21 protein-coding genes are annotated in these 20,507 nt (G+C 56.6%); 11 read left to right on the forward strand and 10 right to left on the reverse strand.

Going from position 1 to position 20,507, the window contains the following annotated elements; translation table 11 throughout:
* Positions 1-2: 2 nt before the first annotated feature.
* Entirely contained in the window at positions 3-1,517 is a 1,515-nt protein-coding gene (hisS, locus tag LB462_RS22165; RefSeq protein ID WP_224512541.1) for a histidine--tRNA ligase, read from the reverse strand.
* A gap of 97 nt (positions 1,518-1,614) precedes the next feature.
* Positions 1,615-2,271 carry a DNA-3-methyladenine glycosylase I gene (locus LB462_RS22170; protein ID WP_224512543.1) on the reverse strand — a complete coding sequence of 219 codons (657 nt, stop codon included), beginning with the start codon at positions 2,269-2,271 and terminating at the stop codon, positions 1,615-1,617.
* Positions 2,272-2,459: 188 nt separating this feature from the next.
* Here LB462_RS22170 and LB462_RS22175 point away from each other — a divergent pair, with 188 nt between their 5' ends.
* A complete protein-coding gene (locus LB462_RS22175; RefSeq protein WP_224512545.1) occupies positions 2,460-3,248 on the forward strand; it encodes a L,D-transpeptidase in 789 nt (262 codons plus the stop codon).
* A 75-nt stretch (positions 3,249-3,323) separates the two neighbouring features.
* Here LB462_RS22175 and glcF read toward each other — a convergent pair whose 3' ends face one another.
* From glcF to LB462_RS22190, 3 genes are read right to left on the reverse strand one after another with little or no spacing between them, the layout of a single operon-like run.
* A complete protein-coding gene (gene glcF / locus LB462_RS22180; protein WP_224512548.1) occupies positions 3,324-4,655 on the reverse strand; it encodes a glycolate oxidase subunit GlcF in 1,332 nt (443 codons plus the stop codon).
* Positions 4,656-4,657: 2 nt separating this feature from the next.
* Positions 4,658-5,869: a glycolate oxidase subunit GlcE gene (gene glcE, locus LB462_RS22185; protein WP_224512551.1), complete on the reverse strand. Its 1,212-nt coding sequence runs from the start codon at positions 5,867-5,869 to the stop codon at positions 4,658-4,660.
* Complete coding sequence (locus LB462_RS22190; RefSeq protein ID WP_224512552.1) at positions 5,870-7,366, reverse strand: FAD-linked oxidase C-terminal domain-containing protein; 1,497 nt, start codon at positions 7,364-7,366, stop codon at positions 5,870-5,872.
* Positions 7,367-7,464: 98 nt separating this feature from the next.
* Between LB462_RS22190 and LB462_RS22195 the strand changes: the two genes are divergently transcribed.
* Positions 7,465-8,199, forward strand: a complete 735-nt coding sequence (locus LB462_RS22195; protein ID WP_224512554.1) for a metallophosphoesterase family protein — start codon at positions 7,465-7,467, stop codon at positions 8,197-8,199.
* A 13-nt stretch (positions 8,200-8,212) separates the two neighbouring features.
* Here LB462_RS22195 and LB462_RS22200 read toward each other — a convergent pair whose 3' ends face one another.
* Together LB462_RS22200 and LB462_RS22205 are read right to left on the reverse strand one after the other, a co-directional pair.
* A complete protein-coding gene (locus LB462_RS22200; protein ID WP_183663811.1) occupies positions 8,213-8,353 on the reverse strand; it encodes a hypothetical protein in 141 nt (46 codons plus the stop codon).
* Positions 8,354-8,531: 178 nt separating this feature from the next.
* Entirely contained in the window at positions 8,532-9,230 is a 699-nt protein-coding gene (locus LB462_RS22205) for a type 1 glutamine amidotransferase (RefSeq protein ID WP_224512556.1), read from the reverse strand.
* A 73-nt stretch (positions 9,231-9,303) separates the two neighbouring features.
* Between LB462_RS22205 and LB462_RS22210 the strand changes: the two genes are divergently transcribed.
* Positions 9,304-9,924: a hypothetical protein gene (locus tag LB462_RS22210; protein WP_224512558.1), complete on the forward strand. Its 621-nt coding sequence runs from the start codon at positions 9,304-9,306 to the stop codon at positions 9,922-9,924.
* Here LB462_RS22210 and LB462_RS22215 read toward each other — a convergent pair.
* Positions 9,914-10,813: a DMT family transporter gene (locus LB462_RS22215; RefSeq protein WP_224512560.1), complete on the reverse strand. Its 900-nt coding sequence runs from the start codon at positions 10,811-10,813 to the stop codon at positions 9,914-9,916. The two genes, LB462_RS22210 and LB462_RS22215, sit on opposite strands and share 11 nt — an antisense overlap.
* A gap of 131 nt (positions 10,814-10,944) precedes the next feature.
* Here LB462_RS22215 and LB462_RS22220 point away from each other — a divergent pair, with 131 nt between their 5' ends.
* The 6 genes from LB462_RS22220 to LB462_RS22245 all read left to right on the forward strand — a co-directional run bounded on the left by LB462_RS22220 (position 10,945) and on the right by LB462_RS22245 (position 16,624).
* On the forward strand, positions 10,945-11,382 hold the full coding sequence (locus tag LB462_RS22220) for an Lrp/AsnC family transcriptional regulator (RefSeq protein ID WP_114428303.1): 438 nt from the start codon (positions 10,945-10,947) through the stop codon (positions 11,380-11,382).
* A gap of 20 nt (positions 11,383-11,402) precedes the next feature.
* The gene (locus LB462_RS22225; RefSeq protein WP_224512563.1) at positions 11,403-12,137 is read left to right on the forward strand and encodes a 16S rRNA (uracil(1498)-N(3))-methyltransferase; all 735 of its coding nucleotides are present in this window, start codon (positions 11,403-11,405) and stop codon (positions 12,135-12,137) included.
* 104 nt (positions 12,138-12,241) lie between these two features.
* Positions 12,242-13,615 carry a glutamate--cysteine ligase gene (locus LB462_RS22230; protein ID WP_224512565.1) on the forward strand — a complete coding sequence of 458 codons (1,374 nt, stop codon included), beginning with the start codon at positions 12,242-12,244 and terminating at the stop codon, positions 13,613-13,615.
* 18 nt (positions 13,616-13,633) lie between these two features.
* The gene (locus LB462_RS22235; RefSeq protein ID WP_224512566.1) at positions 13,634-14,377 is read left to right on the forward strand and encodes an SDR family oxidoreductase; all 744 of its coding nucleotides are present in this window, start codon (positions 13,634-13,636) and stop codon (positions 14,375-14,377) included.
* An 81-nt stretch (positions 14,378-14,458) separates the two neighbouring features.
* Positions 14,459-15,397 carry a phosphoribosylaminoimidazolesuccinocarboxamide synthase gene (locus tag LB462_RS22240; RefSeq protein WP_224512568.1) on the forward strand — a complete coding sequence of 313 codons (939 nt, stop codon included), beginning with the start codon at positions 14,459-14,461 and terminating at the stop codon, positions 15,395-15,397.
* 78 nt (positions 15,398-15,475) lie between these two features.
* Positions 15,476-16,624, forward strand: coding sequence for a DUF937 domain-containing protein (locus LB462_RS22245; RefSeq protein ID WP_224512570.1), 1,149 nt, complete (start codon positions 15,476-15,478; stop codon positions 16,622-16,624).
* 123 nt (positions 16,625-16,747) lie between these two features.
* On the opposite strand, the gene LB462_RS22250 is transcribed toward LB462_RS22245, so the two are convergent.
* Positions 16,748-17,035, reverse strand: coding sequence for a DUF1127 domain-containing protein (locus LB462_RS22250; RefSeq protein WP_181872324.1), 288 nt, complete (start codon positions 17,033-17,035; stop codon positions 16,748-16,750).
* Positions 17,036-17,249: 214 nt separating this feature from the next.
* Here LB462_RS22250 and LB462_RS22255 point away from each other — a divergent pair, with 214 nt between their 5' ends.
* Positions 17,250-18,206: a LysR substrate-binding domain-containing protein gene (locus LB462_RS22255; protein ID WP_112551467.1), complete on the forward strand. Its 957-nt coding sequence runs from the start codon at positions 17,250-17,252 to the stop codon at positions 18,204-18,206.
* Here the strand turns inward: LB462_RS22255 and LB462_RS22260 are convergent, their stop codons facing one another.
* Positions 18,207-18,797, reverse strand: coding sequence for a DUF2585 domain-containing protein (locus LB462_RS22260; RefSeq protein ID WP_224512572.1), 591 nt, complete (start codon positions 18,795-18,797; stop codon positions 18,207-18,209). It lies immediately after the preceding gene.
* 115 nt (positions 18,798-18,912) lie between these two features.
* Here LB462_RS22260 and xseA point away from each other — a divergent pair, with 115 nt between their 5' ends.
* Positions 18,913-20,496 (forward strand): exodeoxyribonuclease VII large subunit, encoded by a 1,584-nt coding sequence (xseA, locus tag LB462_RS22265; RefSeq protein ID WP_224512579.1) that lies wholly within the window; start codon positions 18,913-18,915, stop codon positions 20,494-20,496.
* Positions 20,497-20,507: the final 11 nt, after the last annotated feature.

The raw sequence follows: 20,507 nt of genomic DNA on the forward strand, positions 1-20,507 counted from the left end.
ATTCAAACGGCCTTCGCCGCATTGGCGCGATCTTCCGCCTGCGCCTCAAGGATCTTGCGCACCTCGGTGACCAGATCGCTTTCCTTGGCTGTGATCTGTGCGGGACGGCCCTCACGCCACGTGACATTGTCCTCGATTTCCGCCGAAAGACGCGCGCCCTCGATCAGGTCCTTGATCTGCACCTCGCCATTGTCGCGCTCCTGCGACCCCTGAATGATCACGCAAGGTGCACCGCGGCGATCGGCATATTTCATCTGCGGCTTCATGCCGGACCCGCCAAGATACATTTCAGCGCGAATGCCGGCCTGGCGAAGGTCCGACACCATCTTCTGATAGCGGCCAAGGCTAGCCGTATCCCTGTCCATGACGAGCACGACGATCGGGCCAATATTATCCGACGTATCGAGCTTGCCGAGATTTCTTAAAGCAGTCATGAGGCGCGAAACGCCGATGGAGATGCCGGTTGCGGGAACCGGCTCGCTGCGGAAGCGGGAGACAAGCCCGTCATAACGGCCACCGCCGCCGACGGAGCCGAAAACCACCTTTTCGCCTTTTTCGTTGGTGACGTCGAAGGTCAGTTCTGCCTCGAATACGGGACCGGTGTAATATTCCAGACCGCGCACGACGGAGGGATCAATCTTGACACGGCCTTCATAGCCCGCTGCCGAGCAAAGCGCTTCAATTGTTGTAAGTTCTACAACCCCCTCTACGCCCTTATCATTGCCGGTAACAACACGTTCAAGGTTGGCAATCGTCTCGCCGCCCGTTGCGCCACCTGCGGAGGTGAAATCGATTACCTTGGCAATAGCCGCCTCGTCTAGACCTGCGCCCTTGGTGTAATCACCGCTTTCATCGAGACGGCCTTTGCCCAGCAATTCGCGCACACCATCGGGACCGAATTTGTCCAGTTTGTCGATTGCGCGCAATACGACCAAACGCTTGCCGCTGTTCTCGTCACCATCCAGGCCGATCGCGTCGAGCACGCCGTCCAAAACTTTGCGGTTGTTGACCCGGATGACATAGTCACCGCGCTTGATGCCCAGCGCTTCCATGACATCGGCCATCATCATGCACATTTCCGCATCCGCCGAGACGGATGGTGCGCCGACCGTATCGGCATCGAACTGCATGAACTGGCGGAAGCGGCCCGGACCCGGCTTCTCGTTGCGGAATACCCAGCCGGCGCGATAGCTGCGATAGGGTTTGGGAATGCTCTCGAAATTTTCGGCGACGTAACGCGCCAGCGGCGCAGTCAGATCGTAGCGCAGCGACAGCCATTGCTCATCGTCGTCCTGAAACGAAAACACGCCTTCGTTGGGACGATCCTGATCCGGCAAGAACTTGCCCAGCGCATCGGTGTATTCGATGAGCGGCGTTTCAACGGGCTCGAAGCCGTAGAGTTCGTAGACCTTGCGAATTTCCGCCATCATCTTTTCGGCAGCGCGCAGATCCTCCGGCACACGATCCACGAATCCTCGTGGCAGCCGTGCCTTAACTCTATCTGCTTTCGTTGCCATGATGGAACCTTGAAATTTCTTGATTGCTGAAGCGGGTTTGCTCTAGCCGATCAGTGCATCAAGGGCAAGGATTGATGAAGCCGCAGCGATTTGAGAGCTACGAGGACGGGACGGGTCGCTTGAAATCTTTACGCAGCTTTTCTATTTCCTGACGGCATTTGCAGCCTTCTATATGATCGTTGACGAGGCCCATGGCCTGCATATGCGCATACATCGTCGTCGGGCCGACGAAACTCCAGCCAAGCTTCTTCAAATCCTTGGACAAGCGGATCGAAGTCGGCGAGGTGGGGTTTGCAACAAGCGTCGGATAGTCGACCACCTTGGGACGCTCGTCTGCCGGAGGCTCGAAGGTCCAGAAATAGGCAGCAAGCGATCCCGTCTCTTTAACGAGTTCAATCGCGCGATTGGCATTGTTGATTGCGGAATTGATCTTGCCGCGATGGCGAATAATACCTGCATTGGCGAGCAGCCGGTCGACATCCTTCTCGCCATAGCGGGCGATGCGGCGATAGTCGAAACCGTCGAACGCCTCGCGAAAATTCTCTCGTTTGCGTAATATGGTCAGCCAGGAAAGACCCGACTGGAAGCCTTCGAGACATATTTTCTCGAACAAGCGCGTATCATCCGTAACCGGCCTGCCCCACTCGTGATCGTGATAGTGAACATATTCCGGAAGAGTGCCCGGCCAGAAGCAACGGGTGACGCCATCCTCGCCTGTCATCAGACCAGTCTTGACCGGGACATCATCTTGCATATTGCCTACCCTTCGAATGTTTCACTGGACGTTAACCAGTTCTGAAAACCAGCTGGTAACCACACCAAATAGTTTCGACAAAAAATCGCATTTTATCGATAGCGATTCACTTTTTTCTACCCCGGCGCGGGCAAACTCAACCCGAAAGCTGACAAATCCTGTCAGCAGAGTTTTTGAGAACAATCAAAATGAAAACTGCCTTGCTGCTTCTGACATCCTGCCTGGTCGTGGCCAATGTGCCCGGTGCGATAGCCAGCGAGCGTTACGCAACAAGGCCGCCTGTGGTCATGAGCCCCGACCTTACGGCGCCCTGGGTGATGCAACTGCGCCAAAGGCCAGTCGGCGCGCCGGTCAATCCTCGCGGCTATGTGGTCTTCAGTGATCCACCGGTACGCGCAGTAAAGCAACGGGACCGCCGCGCGGTTCGCCGAGACGTCGGCGCAAATCCGGCCGTTCGTGAAGTTTCGTTTCAACGGCCTGAACAGCCGGCTGCCGACACCCCGCCGAAACAGCGGGGCATGGATCCGAAATTCCTGCCGCAAACGGTTGCCTATGACGGGCCGGAAAAGCCTGGCACCATCGTGATCGATACATCGCAACGGTTTCTGTATCTGGTCGAGGCGGGTGGAACCGCGCAGCGTTATGGCGTCGGCGTCGGCAAGGAAGGTTTTGGCTGGTCGGGCACCAATGCGATCAGCCGCAAGGCTGAATGGCCCGACTGGTATCCGCCTGCGCAGATGATCGAACGCGAGCGACTAAAGGGACGCATCATCCCGGCGCACATGGAGGGCGGCGTTGCCAATCCGCTCGGAGCACGCGCGCTCTATCTCGGCTCGACGCTTTACCGCATTCATGGCACCAATGCGCCCTGGACAATCGGTCATTCCGTTTCTAGCGGTTGCATCCGCATGCGCAACGAAGACGTCACCGATCTCTATGAACGGGTGAACGTCGGTACCAAGGTCATTGTGAGATAAACAGTTATGGGGGCCGGCACCGGGGGCGGTGCCGGGAATTGGGCAGGGGTTCGCTTGAATCCCTGCCCTCTTTATTTATTCTGCTGCTTGCAGGAAAGATTTTGGCGCCGGCACACCTTCAGGTCGGGGTCCGCCGTAGGCCCAGTCCAGCAACTCAACAGTGTGGACGATAGGCAATTTCGAACCGCTGGCAATCTGGGTGATGCACCCGATGTTTCCGGTTGCGATGAGGCTGGCGCCGGTCGCTTCAATGTTCTTCACCTTGCGGTCTCGCAGGGTGCGAGCGATCTCCGGCTGCATGATATTGTAGGTCCCGGCCGAGCCACAGCAAAGATGCCCTTCGGCCGGATCCTTGACAATGAAGCCAGCTGTCTTCAGCAAGTCCTTGGGTTGGCGCGTGATCTTTTGCCCGTGCTGCATGGAACAAGCGGAATGATACGCAACGTTAAGACCAGTAGGCTCTTTCGGTGCAGGCAGGGTCAAGACCGCCAGATATTCGGTGATGTCCTTTGCCAAGGCGGAGACACGGGCAGCCTTGTCCTTGTAGTCGGGATCTAGGCGCAGCATGTAGCCATAGTCCTTGATCGTCGTGCCGCAACCGGACGCGGTAATCACGATGGCATCAAGGCCACCCGTATCAAGCTCGCGGATCCAGACATCAACATTACGACGTGCATCCTCAAGTGCCTCCTCTTCGCGGCCCATGTGGTGCACGAGCGAGCCGCAGCACCTTTCGCCTTTTGGCACCACGACTTCGATACCAAGCCGGGTCAAAAGCCGGATTGTCGCCTCGTTTATACCGGGCCTCAGCACTGGCTGAGCGCAGCCAGTAAGTATAGCAACCCTGCCCTTTTTCGATGTCTCAGGTATATGCGAACCGGGCTCGGCAAAGCGCGATTTCGCTGGGACAGATTTGGGGGCGAGTTCGAGCATCGCGGCCATTGGCTTCAACGCGGCGACCGATCTGAAGAGCGGCGCAAGTGGACGGCCCAGCTTAGCTGCGGTGAGAGCAAGGCGAAAGCGTCCCGGATAAGGCAAGACTAACGCCAGGAGAGCACGCGTCAGCCTGTTCATCATCGGGCGTTTATAGGTCTTCTCGATATGCGCGCGGGCGTTATCGACCAGATGCATGTAATTCACGCCGGAGGGGCAGGTTGTCATGCAGGAAAGGCATGACAGGCAGCGATCGATGTGCTTCACAACCTGCTCATCAGCCGCACGGCCGTTTTCCAGCATGTCCTTGATCAAGTAGATGCGCCCGCGCGGGCTGTCGAGTTCGTTGCCGAGGGTCACATAAGTCGGGCAAGTCGCGGTGCAGAAGCCACAATGCACACATTTGCGCAGGATCTTCTCGGATTCTTTGACACCGGGATCCAGCAACTGCTCGGGAGTGAAATTTGTCTGCACGTTTATACTCCTGCGACCATGCGGCCCGGGTTTAGTATTCCGCTCGGATCGAATTGCTGCTTGAGCCGCTTCGACAACGCTGCCAAGGGCACGGGTTGCGGTTCGAACACCGGCAATGCCGCGCGCACGCTCGTCGATGCGCGAACAAGCGTTGCATGACCTCCGCCATATTTCTTGATGAGAGCACGCACGGCCTCCGCTTCCGGTTCGCCTTCCATGCGCAACCACACAAGCCCGCCCTGCCAGTCATAGAAGGCATCGACAGCGGCGCCCATGCGCAAGGATGCGACGAGTTTGTAAGCCTCCATCGGCACCATCGACACGCGCCATACAGGTTGCTCCGTGCCGTCCGCAAAGGGGATGACATCACGGACCTCCTGCCAGAGTTTACGCGAAGTATCGCCTGAAATGTCCACAATCGTGCCGGCCGACACCAATAGACCTTTGAGCATAGCTGCGCGATCGTTGACCGAGGGCGCAAAACCTTCAAGCCGCAGCAACGTCGATGCGTCACCCTTGAGATCACCGTCTATAACGCGTCCGGATACATTGAGAGGAAGATGTGCTGCTGAAGCCACCTCGCCGCTCGATCCCATGGCAATCGCCATGGCGCGCGCCGCTTCATCATCGGCAAGACCACGCACCACCAGCGTGGTTTCGGTTTCCGGAGCGGGCAGGACCTTGAAGGTTATTTCAGTGGCGATGCCGAGCGTACCCCACGAATTGGCCATGCCTTTCGACAAATCATAACCGGTCACGTTCTTGACAACCCGGCCGCCAGATTTGAACAGTTCGCCGCGCCCCGAAACGACGCGCACGCCCAAAACATGATCGCGTGCCGAGCCCGATTTCAGACGGCGCGGCCCGCATAGATTGGTGGCAAGCAGGCCTCCAAAGGTGCCCTGTCCCGCGGCTTGCCCAAGAAGCGGCCCATAGTCCATTGGTTCGAACTGAAACGCCTGGCCGTTCTCCTCAAGCAGCGTCTCAAGTTCGGCGACGGACGTACCTGCTTTTGCACTCAGCACAAGTTCGTCCGGCTCATAGAGCGTCACGCCGGAATACTCCGATAGCGCGATGGTGTGCTCCGTCTGCAACGGACGGCCAAGATTGCGTTTGGAGCCATGGCCGACGATTTCCACCGGCGCGTTCTCAGAAAGCGCCCATTGGACAGCCTCGACGATTTCGTCCTCGGTCTTGGGAGTAAATATGGTCACTCAGAATCTCGGAATTTCGGGGAATGGCACCTGCCCGCGATGCACATGCATGCGGCCAAGTTCGGCACAGCGATGCAACTGCGGAAACACTTTGCCGGGATTGAGCAGGTGCTTGTCATCAAAAGCACATTTGACCCTGATCTGCTGGTTGAGATCGATTTCGTTGAACATTTCCGGCATCAGTTCACGCTTTTCTACACCGACGCCATGTTCGCCCGTCAGCACGCCGCCAACTTTGACACAGAGCCGCAGGATATCGGCGCCGAAGTCTTCTGCCTTATGCAATTCTTCCGGAATATTCGCATCGTAAAGAATGAGCGGATGCAGATTGCCGTCTCCAGCATGAAAGACGTTGGCAACGCGAAGGCCGTATTTTTCCGAAAGTTCGCGCATACCGGCCAGCACTTTCGGCAGCTCCTTACGCGGGATCGTGCCGTCCATGCAGAGATAATCCGGCGAAATGCGCCCAACCGCAGGGAACGCCGCCTTGCGGCCGGCCCAGAACGCCATGCGTTCCTCTTCGCTTTGCGAAATCACGCACGTCGACGCACCGTTTTTGTAAGCAATGGCCTCTACCATGCTGATCAGGTGATCGACCTCTACCACCGGGCCATCGAGTTCGATAATCAGCAGCGCCTCCACATCAAGCGGATAACCGGCATGGACGAAGTCTTCGGCCGCGTGAATCGCCGGACGGTCCATCATTTCCATACCACCCGGAATGATCCCACCAGCGATGATGTCAGCGACGCATTTGCCAGCTTGCTCGCTTGTAGGAAAGCCTACCATCAACGCGCGCGCTGTCGCTGGCTTCTGCAATATACGCACGGTGACTTCAGTGACGACGCCAAGCAATCCCTCCGAGCCGGTCATCAGACCAAGAAGATCATAACCCTCCGAATCGAGATGCTTGCCGCCAAGCCGGACGACTTCGCCGGTGATCAGCACCATTTCGAGGCCAAGGACGTTGTTCGCGGTTAGCCCGTATTTCAGGCAGTGCACTCCACCTGAGTTTTCGGCAACATTGCCGCCGATCGAGCAGGCTATTTGCGACGAAGGGTCTGGCGCATAGTAGAAGCCCTCGTGTTCGACCGCCTTGGTGATGCCGAGATTGGTTACACCGGGCTGTACGACAGCGACGCGATTGGGATAGTCGATTTCCAATATCTGATTGAAGCGCGACATGACCAGCAGTACCGCGTCTTCGAGCGGCAGAGCGCCCCCAGACAGTGACGTTCCGGAGCCGCGTGGCACGACCTTTACATTGTTCTCATGGCAATATTTGAGGACGCGCGAAACCTGTGCCACGGTTTGCGGCAGGACCACCACCAGCGGTAGTTGGCGATAGGCGGTCAGAGCATCCGACTCAAATACGCGCATCGCATTGGTGGCGTCGACGACACCCTCGCCCGGAACTATTGCCCGCAGCGCCGTCACGATGTCCGAACGGCGCGACATGGTTGCGTCGTCGGCTTTCGGCATCAGTAGTCCGGACATGAACTTTCCCTTGTTACAGCTATTCCAGCATGTCTCGCTATGACATTATCCGCTTGGACGAGATATCGCACAACTACGACGCGAAAGACAATTGCACAATGAAAACAGTTGATTTCAAACACGCACGGGGACCCGATAGGCTGCGTGTCTATGCCATTGGCGATGTACATGGCCGGCTCGATCTTCTGCAGGAAATGCATCGGCGCATTCAGCAGGAGAACGAGAAATCACCGCCTTTCGATTGGGTGATTGTTCATCTTGGCGACTACGTCGATCGCGGTCCCGATTCAAAAGGGGTGCTTGATCTTTTGGTCAGTGCACAGAAGAAGACGCACCGAATGCTGGCTATCGCAGGAAATCACGATATCGGCTTTTTGGAGTTTCTGGCGACTGGCGCTCCCAATGGAATGTTCGCGCATAATGGCGGTCGCCAGACTGCGCTTTCCTATGGCGTTTCCATCGATTTCAACGATCTTGGGTCTGTAGCGGCCGGACGGAACGCGCTGCTAGACGCCGTTCCCTCGGGGCACATAGAATTTCTTCGCGGCCTGAAGCGCTCGATGATTTTTGGCGATTTTTTCCTTTGCCATGCTGGCATACGTCCGGGAATTGAGCTCGAAAGTCAGGATCCGGAAGATCTTGTCTGGATCAGGGAGCAATTCCTTGGCGAGCCACGGCTCTATCCAAAAGTCATCATCCATGGCCATACGCCAGTCACAGACGTGGAAATCAGACCAAACCGCATCAACCTCGATACCGGGGCGGTGTTCAGCGGTCGTCTCAGCGCGATCGCAATCGACGCCGAGAACAAGTTTTTACTGGAGGCCGTGTGAAAGACTCTGGCTATCAGCGGGAAGAGGTGCTCACGCCGTAACCGTCGCTGGAAACGGTATGACTACCGGCATCCACCGAGAACAGACCTGCGCCCATGAAGAGGATGGCTGAGAGCATCACGGCAGTTAAAAGTGCAGCACTCTTGGTGGTCATTTCGGGCGTTTCCATCGGTTTCTATCGGTCTGGCTTCATGCCAGTTAACCAGTGTGGCCAATAAAGGACGCAATTATTACCAACTAGTGAATTGGAGACACGCTTCACCTGAATCCCGACATCCAATCGGATTCGGAATTAGGCTGTTGCCAAGTTGCAACGAAATCGCGATGTAGGCCTAAATCAGTGCCACCCAAGCGCGAGCGAGCGCCAGGCCGGCCGCATCTGCTTCAGCCCCGTCACGCTCCAGATAGGTGCGGTAATTGACGAGCCAATCAGGATCCATATTTTTGATCTGGTCATGGAAAACACGTCTCCATTCGTCAACGAGCTTGGTATCGGCCTCGAAATGAAACTGGATGCCATAGACAGCACGACCGATACGAAATGCCTGGTTCCGGGTCATATGACTTGAGGCAAGATGCAAGGCGCCCTCGGGAAGCGCAAAGGTATCGCTGTGCCAGTGAAAGATCGGAAACTTTTGCGGAACAGCAGAAAGAACGGGATCAGACTTCGCTTCAACAGTTCGGGTCACCTCGTGCCAACCGAATTCGGCCGGACGTCCCAGGAGGTTCTCTCCACCATAGCCACGCGCAACGAGCTGACTGCCTAAGCAAATTCCAAGAACCGCCTTGTCGGCATCACCGAAACGTTTAATGAGCCGTGCCAGTTCGGGAAGATAAGGATAAGCGTCATCATCGAGCGCGCTCTGGTCACCACCGAGTACGACCAGCGCATCGTGATCCAAATCGTCGTCTGGCAAGATTTGATCAAGATAGGGCTGACGCAGATCGATTTCGGCGCCTGCTTCCTCCAATGCGCGTCCGACTTGGCCAAGGCCTGTATTCTGATAATTCTGAACGACGAGAACGCGCATACAGGTCTGCCTAATGGTCGAAATAACGGGAGTTCTCGGATAGCATGCACTCTCGAGAGTCGAAAGCCGTCAAATGACCCTGCAAAACCGCGTCACACCTTTTGGCGATATTGTCGCTGCGCCATATCGTGGCGCGCTGATGGGAAACCGCGGCATCATCCACGATCCCGCGACGCGCACTTTGCTCAAGCGTCGATGGACGACACGGGCCTGGATCATCTGCGTCTGCGAATTCAAAGGTGTGCGGCGCAAGGTCATGGCGCGGCGAAGCTGGACTGAATTGTTCTTTTTAGACGAAGCGACTGCGCTCGCAGCGGGACACAGGCCATGTTTCTATTGCCAGCGGCAACGGGCGAAAGCCTTTCAGGCGGCGTGGGCTGATGGGAATAAAACATCGATTCAGCCTGCGCCTGCAATGGACGCGGCCCTGCACAAGGAGCGCCTCAATCCGCAGGGGAGTAAACGGCTACATCCCATCGAAGGTCAAATAAAGGATTTACCGAATGGGACGGTGATTGCCAGTGACGAAGATGCATATGTTGTCAAAGAAGGAGTGACGTACCTCTGGTCCTGGCAGGGGTACAAACCATCTGATCCGCCCAGCCGCGATGTTATGCTCCTCACACCGCCTTCAACCGTCCTGGCACTAAGAGCGGGCTATGACCCGCTCATTCGCTTGGGCATCATACCTTGACGCTCACCGGAACCGACCTGCGGAATGTCCAGCCGAGGCTTGTGCCCGCGGCAGCGATCAAAATAGCAGCGGACCCGACCAATTGGCTTGGCTGCAAGGCGTGTCCGAAGGCAATATAGTCCACCAAGATCGCAGCAATCGGATAGATGAAGGAAAGCGAGCCCGTAATGTGCGTCGGCAGCTTCTGAATGGCGCTATAGAGGAGGATGTACATCAGCCCGGTGTGAACCACGCCAATCGTTACGAGACTGCTCCATTCGCCCGTGCTTTGCGGCAAGTGATCAAAATCGGCGAATGGTGCAAGCATCAGGACGCCAACGCAGACCTGAATGAGGGCGATGAGGTGTGACGGAATGCCTTTCAGGCGTTTGGCCACTATGGCGGCGATTGCATAGAGAAAGGCTGCACCGAGCGACAGGGCAATGCCTTCCATATAGTCGGAGCCGTTATAAGCGCCTCCAGGTTTCGCCTGGACGATCAACAGCATTCCCGCAAAGGCGAAACCCAGCCAGAAAAGCTTGGTAGCGGTGAGTTTTTCCTTGAAAATCAACGCGCCCAGACCAACCAGCATGAACGGTTGGACGTTATACACCGTGGTGGCGATGGCAATGGATGCTCGTGAGTAAGCGGCAAAGAGCAGAACCCAGTTCAACACGATAGCTACTCCGCCAATAACGGCGAGCCCGAAGAGTTTCAGCGAAATGGCATCTCGTCGCAGCAGCCCGAGTGCCCCGCAGACAGCGAGCAACGTCACAGCACCAATGGCGCAACGCCAGAACACCACCGACAGAACCGGTTGGCCTGACATCAATACAAACCAGCCGATTGTCCCTGAAATGAGCATGGCGGCAGTCATTTCAGCGCTGCCCCTCAACACATCTTTTTCCATGTCGAACACCTTTTGTTGATTTGCCAAGGGTATGCGTCAAGTGACGAATTTGATATATGTCACAAAAGGCAAAACTTGCGCTTTACCTTCTTATTTGAGGCAAAACAAACGAGTGGCCTTAGGAGGAAATTATGCTTGATGATCTTGACCGAACTATCATCGAGATTCTTGTTCATGATGCGCGTATATCGCTAAAGGAGCTTAGCAATCAGGTGGGCCTGTCTTCGCCCAGCGTTTCCGAGCGATTGCGCCGCCTTGAAGAGAAAAAAGTGATCCGCTCTTTTACGATCGACATCGATCCCGTCGCTCTCGGCTACAGCCTCTCAGCCATTGTACGCGTCAGGCCATTGCCCGGCATGCTGCACATCGTCGAAAAGTTGATACAGGAAACGCCGGAAATAACTGAATGCGACAAAGTCACAGGTGACGATTGCTTCGTTGGTAAATTACAATTCCGGACGATGGAACAACTCGACATGATACTCGACCGTTTATCGGAAAGGGCCGAGACAAACACTTCCATTGTCAAGTCGTCGCCGGTCAAGCGCCGCCTGCCTCCGCTCAGCTAAATCCAACCTTCGGTTATTCAATGCGCGCAAATTACAAAATGCAGCGGCTCTACGTCACCGACAGTCTTGCCGCCGGGAACCGCGCAGAGATGGGTCCGGAGGCCGTCAACTATCTGTCCAATGTGTTGCGGATGAAGGACGGGGATGAAATCCTCGTCTTCAACGGGCGTGATGGCGAATGGCGTGCGACATTGCGATATGAAAGCAGGAAAAAGCTGTTCCTTGAGCCGCTGGAACAGGTTCGCCAACAGCCAGCCGCGCCCGATCTCCTCTATTGCTTCGCACTGTTGAAACAGGGCCGGCTCGACTATCTGGTCCAGAAGGCGGTGGAGATGGGCGCAGGCGTTCTGCAGCCGGTGATCACCCAGCATACGCAAGTTTCCCGCATCGGGACCGAGCGAATCGAGGCCAACGTGATCGAAGCAGCGGAACAATGCGGCGTGCTGGCCATCCCGCAAACGCGTGAGCCTGCAAAGCTTGAAAAGCTGCTTGAGGGCTGGGATAATCAGCGTCGTCTCATCTTCTGCGATGAGGGACATGACACACACAATCCCCTGCCGCTGCTGCAATCGCTCCCGCGCGGCCCGCTTGGCGTTCTCATCGGCCCGGAAGGAGGCTTTTCCGACCAGGAACGCGAAACCTTGCGAAAGCTGCCTTTTGTCACCGCTATTCCACTGGGTCCGCGCATCCTGCGCGCAGATACAGCCGCCGTTGCGGCCCTCGCCTTGATTCAGGCGACGATAGGCGATTGGTGAGTTACAAATACTCTTGATGAGACCATAAGCGAAATTTGCTTGCGCTCCTGCACGAAAACGGTCAATCACGCGCGACAATCTCATCATCTCGGAAAGCACCATCCATGGCGCGCGATACGACAGACGAAACACCGATCACCGGCACCGAAGAACTGGCTACCTATCTTGCTCAGGGATCGAGGCCGGAGTCCGACTGGCGCATCGGCACGGAGCATGAGAAGTTCCCATTTTACACGGAAGACAACAGCCCGGTTCCCTATGAAGGACCCCGCGGAATTCGTGCCATCCTGGAAGGCATGAAGTCCAAGCTCGGCTGGGAGCCGATCATCGACGAAGGCAATATCATTGGCCTCGTCGAGCCAACTGGTCAAGGCGCGATCTCGCTGGAGCCGGGCGGGCAATTCGAGCTTTCCGGTGCGCCGCTTCTCACCATTCATCAGACCTGCCGCGAATCCAACGCGCATCTGGCGCAGGTGCGCGAAATCGCAGAGCCGCTTGGCATTCGTTTCCTTGGTCTTGGCGGTAGCCCCAAATGGACGCTCGCCGAAACGCCGCGCATGCCGAAATCGCGCTACAACATCATGTCCAACTATATGCCGAAAGTCGGCAAGGACGGCCTGAACATGATGTATCGCACCTGCACGATCCAGGTGAACCTCGACTTCTCGTCCGAAACGGATATGCGCCGCAAGATGCAGGTTTCGGTGAAGTTGCAATCCATCGCGACGGCCCTGTTCGCCATGTCGCCTTTCACCGAGGGCAGGCCGAACGGTCTTCTGTCTTGGCGCTCCAACATCTGGCGCGACACGGACAACAATCGCTCTGGCGTTCTGCCATTCATCTTCAATGAGAATTTCGGCTTTGCCGACTACGTCGAATGGGCACTCGATGTGCCCATGTATTTTGTCATGCGCCATGGCCGCTACCATGATTGTACCCACGTGACATTCCGTCAATTCATGAACGGCGCTCTGAAGGATTCCATCCCGGAAGGCATACCGAACATGGGCGACTGGACAAATCATTTGTCGACCCTGTTTCCGGAAGTGCGACTGAAGCGCTTCCTCGAAATGCGTGGCGCCGATGGCGGACCTTGGCGGCGCATTTGCGCGCTCCCGGCCTTCTGGGTTGGGCTGCTCTACGATGCCGAGGCGTTGGATGCAGCAGAGGCCATGACCTATGACTGGACCTACCCGGAAGTACAGGCGCTGCGCGACGAGGTTCCGGCGAAAGGCCTGCGCGCCACGCTGCGCAATCGGTCGGTGCATGAAATATCACGTGACGTGCTGGCGATTTCGCGTCTCGGCCTGAAGAACCGGGCAAAGCTCAACAGCGAAGGCTTCGACGAAACACACTATCTCTCATCGCTGGAGGAAGTTGTCGCGCGTGGAACAACATCGGCCGAACAGATGCTGTCGCAGTATAATACTGCTTGGGGCAGTTCCGTTGAGCCGGCATTTCTGGAATATGCTTATTAGTCAACGCGAGGATCGGCCATGACCAAAACCATTCTGATTACCGGCGCCAGCCGCGGCATCGGCCGCTCATCGGCAATTCTTGCAGGTCAGAGGGGCTGGTCGGTGGGCGTCAATTATGTGGGCAATAAAGCAGCTGCCGACGAAGTGGTTGAGGCCATCATAGCAGCGGGCGGCAAGGCAAAAGCCATTCAAGGCGATGTTGCTGTCGAATCCGATGTCATCTCCATGTTCGAACAGGCGGCCGAACTCGGCCCGCTTGACGGTGTCGTGGTTAATGCGGGCATTGTTGCTCCTGGCTCGCGACTGATGGATATGGACATTGAACGTATGCGCCGCATCTTCGACGTGAACGTGCTTGGCGCCTATGTCTGCGCACGTGAGGGCGTACGCCACCTCGCCCGCTCACGTGGTGGCAATGGCGGTTCGATCGTTCTTTTGTCCTCTGCTGCCGCACGGCTCGGCGGGCCAGGCGAATATGTTGATTATGCCGGATCGAAAGGTGCCATGGATACGCTGACGATCGGCCTGTCCAAGGAAGTCGGAGCGGAGGGTATCCGCGTCAACGCTATCCGGCCGGGACTGATCGAGACCGATATTCACGCCAGCGGCGGCCAACCGGACCGGGCGCAGCGTCTTGGGGCTACCGCTCCACTCGGTCGTGCTGGTACTGCCAATGAAGTCGGCCAATCCATTGTGTGGCTCTTGAGTGACGAGTCATCCTATGTGACTGGGGCCATCCTTGACGTAACTGGCGGACGTTGAGCCAAGCATTACAATTGTGACTCCCGCTGCCCATTATCTGTGTTATGCGGGAGCTACATCATTCATGCGGATTTCTAAACCATGCCAAAATACAAAGCGCTGTCCGAAGCCTATATTCCAGAATTGCCGAACTACTACAAAGGCAAGGTTCGAGAGAATTACGATCTGCCGGATGGAAGGCGCATTATCATCGCCACAGACCGTATCAGCGCGTTTGACCGCATTCTTGCGTCCATACCACTGAAGGGTCAGGTGCTGACGCAAACGGCGCGTTTCCAGTTTGAACAGACGCAGGATATTTGCCCCAATCACGTCATCGAGTATCCAGATCCCAACGTATTGGTTTGCCGCAAGCTGACCATCCTGCCGGTCGAAATCGTCGTGCGCAGTTATCTTGCCGGAACAACCGGAACGTCGATACTGACGCTCTATAAGGCAGGTAAGCGTGAAATGTACGGCTTCACCCTTCCCGATGGGATGCAGGACAATGAAAAGCTGCCAGCGCCGATCATCACACCGACCTCAAAGGCCTTCGATGGCGGCCACGATGAACCGCTGACCGCTGGGGATATCCTGAAACAACAGCTTCTCACCGAGGAGCAGTGGGAAACGATTACTGGCTACGCGCTGAAGCTTTTCGCGCGGGGTCAGGAGATCGCCGCAAGCCGCGGTTTGATCCTTGCTGACACGAAATATGAATTCGGCACTGACGATGAAGGTAAAATAGTGCTGGCCGATGAAATCCATACACCGGATTCCAGCCGCTATTGGTTTGCCGACAGCCACGCACCCGGTAAGCGGCCGGTCAGTTTCGACAAGGATTTCGTGCGTAACTGGGTGGTAGAACGTTGCGATCCCTACAAGGACGATATCCCGGAGATACCGGAAGACGTGATCGACGCGACGACGCAGGTCTATATTCAGGCCTATGAAAAGATCACCGACCGGAAATTTGCGGCTGGTGATCCGGCAGTCGATCCGCTGCAGCGTATTCGCAACAATCTGGCGAAATATTTCTAACGAGAGAAAAGTATTGAAGTCCTCATTACTACGGCGCTAATCTTCCTTCGCGCATCAGCCCGGAGGAGGATCGGCGCCATGAATCTCGTAGACATGTTTTTGAAGGCACAGGGCGGACAAACAGTCGATGCCCTTTCAAACCAGTTCAATCTCTCCCAGCAGCAAACCGTTGCCGCCCTCGAGGCATTGATGCCCGCATTTTCCCAGGGATTGCAGAGAAATGCTGCCGATCCAATGGGCTTTGGCGGCTTCGTCCAATCGCTGTCTTCGGGTCGCCAGGTCAATTATTTTGATAATCCGCAAGCAGCTTTCGACCCCATGGGCATTGCCAACGGCAAGAATGTTCTCGATCAGCTCTTCGGGTCGAAAGACCTGTCGCGAGCCGTTGCCGATCATGCTTCGGCAGTCTCCGGGGTTGGCGCGGATACACTAAAACAGATGCTGCCGGTGGTCGCCTCCATGATGATGGGTGGTCTGTACAAGAAATCGACCGGCCAGTTTGCTGCGGCCGGGCTTGGCGGTGGCAATGTTATCGGCGACCTCATCGAGCAGATGATGCGCCAGAGCGGCGGTCAACCGTCCGCCCCTCAGCAGAGTGCACCTGGCGCAGGCGGCAACCCATGGGGACAGATATTGGAAAGCATGCTCGGCGGAGGTGCTGGAGGACAGGCGCAGCCGCAAGGCCAGGGCAATCCAATGGGAAACAATCCGCTCGGCAAAATATTCGAAGAGATGATGAAGGGTGCTGGCGGCGCGGCGCAGCAAGCTCCGGCACCGCGTGGCAGAGTTCCCCAAGACGCAGCACCTCAGGATACGGCCCAGGGACAAAACCCGTTCGGTGATAATCCGCTGGGGAAAATATTCGAGGAAATGATGAAAGGCGCTGGTGGGTCCGCAGCGCCGCAAACACCCACGCCGCGTGGCATGCCCCAGGGCAATGCACCTCAAGAGACAGCGCAAGGGCAAAATCCGTTTGGCGACAACCCCTTGGGCCAGATTTTCGGAGAGATATTCGGTGGCGGTGCGCAGCAGCGTCCAGCACCTCAATCACCTCAGCCACAGCCGCAGGCGCAGCAAAGAACGGCGCCCTCAACCCCGTCGGACAATCCTCTGAAAGACATCCTCGGCCAGATGTTCGATACGGGCAAACAGACGAACGATCAGTATCAGAAAGGTCTGGAATCCATCTTCGACCAATATAAACGCGGTATGGATCGCTACCGCTGAAGAACCGGCAAGAAAAAGCCCGGCCACTTGCATATGCAATGTGGGCCGGGCAGGAGGCAGGCGAGACGCCGGGAGGGGATTCCGGCGTGAATGGGCGCCTGCTAAACAGTCAAATCGTCAGCCTTAGATGATCGAGCGGGCAGCGCGAACACGCGACCTTACATCGGCCAAGGCGCCCAATCGTTCACTCGGATCGTCAAGAAGCGAGGTGCCAATAGCAGAATGAAGATCGGCACGGGTAACGCCGATATCATGCAGCATTTCGTCATTCCACTCGCCGAGGCTCATAATCGTTTTGCGATTACGACGTGCGACGATTACTTGCCTGACAAAGTTGGCAGCCTGCGACGCAAAGGTTGCGATCGTGCGGGTGAAACCGTTTACTTCAGTCATTCTCGTTGTCGTCGTCATCGCCGTTACTCCTTTTGAAGGGCGATCAAGAAAGTTAAACCGCGCGAAAACCATTTTCCGCGCACCACGCCGCGTTATCCCTTGAACCACTCGTAGGACACCGACGCTTCCTGAACATTTGCAGAATGATGCATAATAATTGATTATTCAAACGAATGTTTTTAATGTAAACCTTCAATAATAATGATGGATCAACCATTCCGGGAACATTGCCATGAACGCACCGCTTGATCTCGACCAGTTGCAGACATTCACGGCTATTGCCGACCTAGGTAGTTTTACGAGAGCTGCCGACAAGGTGAACAAGACCCAATCCGCCGTTTCCATGCAGATGCGCCGGCTGGAAGAGCGCGTGTCCAAATCGCTTTTCGAGCGCGATGGCCGCACCAATCGATTGACGGAAGATGGCGAGCGCCTGCTGGCCTATGCACGGCGGATGCTGCAACTCAACAACGAAACCATCGCCGCTTTTGATGATACGCAGCTGCAGGGACACATACGCATCGGCACACCAGACGATTATGCCGACCGTTTTCTGCCGGAAATCATGGCGCGATTTTCCCGTTCCAATCCCCGCGTCGAGCTATCGGTTGTCTGCGAGCCCACCGTCAATCTCGACGAGATGATCCGCAAGGGGCAACTGGATATTGCACTCGTAACCCAGTGCGACGAGCAACGGCGCTCAGAAGTTGTGCGTAGCGAACAGCTGCTTTGGGTTACCTCAGCCCACCATAATGTGCATGAAGAACAAGTACTTCCGCTGGCAGTCGGTCGCCCGACCTGTATCTGGCGCGCTGCCGCAGTGGATGTTCTGGACAGCATGCACCATGACTATCGCATTCTCTTCACAAGCTGGTCGGCTACCGTCTTGGCGGCGGCAGTGCTGGCGGGCCTTGCTGTCTCAATCCTGCCGGAGTGCGCCTTGCGTCCGGGAATGCGTGTTTTGACGGAGGCCGATGGTTTTGGCCGCTTGCCGGAATTCGGTATCGGCATCATGCGCGGTCACACCAAGCCCTCCGCGATCGTCGATGCGCTGGCACAGCACATTGTCGAAAGTCTCGACAATCTGTCGATGCCCTCTCCCGTCAGCGTGAGCCAGGCTTCGGCGCCGCTCATGGCAAATCAGCGTTTGCGCCAAGTCCGTGCAGCGGAGCTCGTTCCTGGCTGGTGATCACATTCCCCCCTGCCATGCCTTCACTGCGTCCAGGGGATAGAGCAACATGACGATGTTCAGGGTTAGGTTGTCGCGTATGACCCAGCCAGCCAGCAGCTCGAAGAAGATCGCCAGCACGATCGTCAGCCAGAGCGGGGCTCTGGCTGCGAAGAAGAAGCCTAGTACCATGAACAATATATCGCTGACGGAATTCAGAACACTATCGCCGGTATAGCCGAGCGCGATCGTGGCTTCGCGGTAACGATTGATGACCATGTCGGTGTTTTCAAAAATCTCCCATGCGGCCTCGACGACGATAGCCATCAGCAGACGCTGACCGATGGGCAATCTACGGGCGACAAGCCAGAAAATACCGTAAAACAGGAAGCCATGGATAATATGCGAGAGCGTGTACCAATCGGCGATATGCTGTGAATTATCTGATGAATTCGTCTCACCAACCCACAACTTTATTGTGCCGCAAGTACATATCGGGTTGCGGCCCATCCAGAGCAAGATCGCTGCAGCGGCAGCAATCATAAGAGCCCCTATCAGCAGATAATGACGTAATTTCAAACCTTTAGAAGTAGCGGCGACATCTGCTGGCATGTGGATTTCCCCTTTTTCCAACTCTTGCGGATAGGCGATATTCCTGAGGCTTGCAATGGTGCAATCAAGGATTGCCGAGGCTTGACCCTGACGGCAGGGGGACTAGGAATAACGCATGAGCGAAAAGCCCGAATCTGCGTCGAATGTTGCCGAATATACCGTCTCTGAAATATCCGGCGCGTTGAAGCGCACGGTCGAGGATACCTTTGGGCACGTAAGGGTCCGCGGCGAGATTTCCGGGTATCGCGGCCCGCATTCGTCTGGCCATGCCTATTTCTCGCTGAAAGACGATAAGGCACGCATCGAGGCGGTAATCTGGCGCGGTTCCATGAGCCGTTTGCGCTTCCAGCCGGAAGAGGGCATGGAAGTCATCGCCACGGGCAAATTGACGACTTATCCGGGCTCTTCCAAATACCAGATCGTCATCGAGCAGATGGAACCGGCCGGCGCCGGAGCGCTGATGGCACTGTTGGAGGAACGCAAGCGCAAGCTTGGTGGAGAGGGGTTGTTCGATCCCGCGGCCAAGCGGCGGCTGCCCTTCATGCCGCGCATTATCGGCGTTGTCACATCGCCGACCGGCGCTGTCATCCGCGACATCATCCACCGCATCACCGACCGTTTCCCGCTGCATGTTCTGGTCTGGCCGGTACGTGTACAGGGCGAGACTTGCGGCGCTGAAGTCGCCAATGCGATCAATGGTTTCAATGGGTTAGAACGAGGTGGCGTTCTTCTTCGCCCCGATGTTCTGATCGTGGCGCGTGGCGGTGGCAGCCTTGAAGACCTTTGGGGATTCAACGATGAAGCCGTCGTGCGCGCTGTCGCCGCATCGCAAATTCCCATCATTTCTGCGGTCGGTCACGAGACCGACTGGACGCTGATCGACCTTGCCGCCGACGTTCGCGCACCAACGCCAACCGGTGCTGCAGAGATGGCTGTGCCGGTCAAGGCAGACCTTAAGGCACAGATCGCGACGCTTGGCGCCCGGCTTGCCTCGGGCATGTCGCGCTATCTCGATCGCCGTCGTCAGGCGCAGCGGGCGCTTGCCCGCGCCCTGCCCTCAGCTGACCAGCTGCTTGCACTTCCGCGCCGACACTTCGACGAAACCGCAGGCCGTTTGGGCCGTGCCTTACAGGCGAATACGCAGAAGAAACGCGGCGAGTTCGACGGCTGCGCCAGGCAATTATCGCCGCGCCTTCTTGAACAGAAGATCCGCGAAAAGCGAATTGAAATCAAGCGCTTGGACAGCCAACTGCCGCGTTGTCTTGCAGCTTTTCTGCACCAGCGGCGCGCAGTTTTCGACCGGCAAGCCGCACGGCTTTCGATTGAACCTGCCGCACGGCTGGCACAGAAAGACCGCCAGGATCTGCAACAGCTGGACCGGCGTCAGGTCCAAGCCGTCAATCTGCTGATCGACGGCGCGAAACGGCGCAGTGGCGAACTCGAGCGCCTGCTCAAAACCCTGTCATATCAAGGGGTTCTGGAACGCGGCTTCGCCGTTGTCCTCGACCCCTCAGGCATGCCGATCAAGCGAGCGGGCGCTGTTACAAGCGGCGATGACCTTACTCTCAAGTTCCAGGACGGTGACGTACACGCTGTCGCAAAAGATGGCGACGAACGTCGATCGCAGCCGAAAACAGAGCGTCCCGCTCCTGCCAAAAAGCCCCCTGTTCCGGCTGGTTCGCAAGGCTCGCTCTTTTAATTGTTCGCGTC

Origin of the sequence: Phyllobacterium chamaecytisi (genome assembly GCF_020164455.1) — a bacterium.
Lineage (GTDB): Bacteria > Pseudomonadota > Alphaproteobacteria > Rhizobiales > Rhizobiaceae > Phyllobacterium > Phyllobacterium chamaecytisi.

What these genes read in the sequence shown, in the direction of transcription:
- hisS (WP_224512541.1), bottom strand. Translation starts at nt 1,517, where the DNA reads ATGGCAACGAAAGCAGATAGAGTTAAGGCACGGCTGCCACGAGGATTC.
- LB462_RS22170 (WP_224512543.1), bottom strand. Translation starts at nt 2,271, where the DNA reads ATGCAAGATGATGTCCCGGTCAAGACTGGTCTGATGACAGGCGAGGAT.
- LB462_RS22175 (WP_224512545.1), top strand. Translation starts at nt 2,460, where the DNA reads ATGAAAACTGCCTTGCTGCTTCTGACATCCTGCCTGGTCGTGGCCAAT.
- LB462_RS22190 (WP_224512552.1), bottom strand. Translation starts at nt 7,366, where the DNA reads ATGTCCGGACTACTGATGCCGAAAGCCGACGACGCAACCATGTCGCGC.
- LB462_RS22195 (WP_224512554.1), top strand. Translation starts at nt 7,465, where the DNA reads ATGAAAACAGTTGATTTCAAACACGCACGGGGACCCGATAGGCTGCGT.
- LB462_RS22200 (WP_183663811.1), bottom strand. Translation starts at nt 8,353, where the DNA reads ATGACCACCAAGAGTGCTGCACTTTTAACTGCCGTGATGCTCTCAGCC.
- LB462_RS22205 (WP_224512556.1), bottom strand. Translation starts at nt 9,230, where the DNA reads ATGCGCGTTCTCGTCGTTCAGAATTATCAGAATACAGGCCTTGGCCAA.
- LB462_RS22210 (WP_224512558.1), top strand. Translation starts at nt 9,304, where the DNA reads ATGACCCTGCAAAACCGCGTCACACCTTTTGGCGATATTGTCGCTGCG.
- LB462_RS22215 (WP_224512560.1), bottom strand. Translation starts at nt 10,813, where the DNA reads ATGGAAAAAGATGTGTTGAGGGGCAGCGCTGAAATGACTGCCGCCATG.
- LB462_RS22220 (WP_114428303.1), top strand. Translation starts at nt 10,945, where the DNA reads ATGCTTGATGATCTTGACCGAACTATCATCGAGATTCTTGTTCATGAT.
- LB462_RS22225 (WP_224512563.1), top strand. Translation starts at nt 11,403, where the DNA reads ATGCGCGCAAATTACAAAATGCAGCGGCTCTACGTCACCGACAGTCTT.
- LB462_RS22230 (WP_224512565.1), top strand. Translation starts at nt 12,242, where the DNA reads ATGGCGCGCGATACGACAGACGAAACACCGATCACCGGCACCGAAGAA.
- LB462_RS22235 (WP_224512566.1), top strand. Translation starts at nt 13,634, where the DNA reads ATGACCAAAACCATTCTGATTACCGGCGCCAGCCGCGGCATCGGCCGC.
- LB462_RS22240 (WP_224512568.1), top strand. Translation starts at nt 14,459, where the DNA reads ATGCCAAAATACAAAGCGCTGTCCGAAGCCTATATTCCAGAATTGCCG.
- LB462_RS22245 (WP_224512570.1), top strand. Translation starts at nt 15,476, where the DNA reads ATGAATCTCGTAGACATGTTTTTGAAGGCACAGGGCGGACAAACAGTC.
- LB462_RS22250 (WP_181872324.1), bottom strand. Translation starts at nt 17,035, where the DNA reads ATGACGACGACAACGAGAATGACTGAAGTAAACGGTTTCACCCGCACG.
- LB462_RS22255 (WP_112551467.1), top strand. Translation starts at nt 17,250, where the DNA reads ATGAACGCACCGCTTGATCTCGACCAGTTGCAGACATTCACGGCTATT.
- LB462_RS22260 (WP_224512572.1), bottom strand. Translation starts at nt 18,797, where the DNA reads ATGCCAGCAGATGTCGCCGCTACTTCTAAAGGTTTGAAATTACGTCAT.
- xseA (WP_224512579.1), top strand. Translation starts at nt 18,913, where the DNA reads ATGAGCGAAAAGCCCGAATCTGCGTCGAATGTTGCCGAATATACCGTC.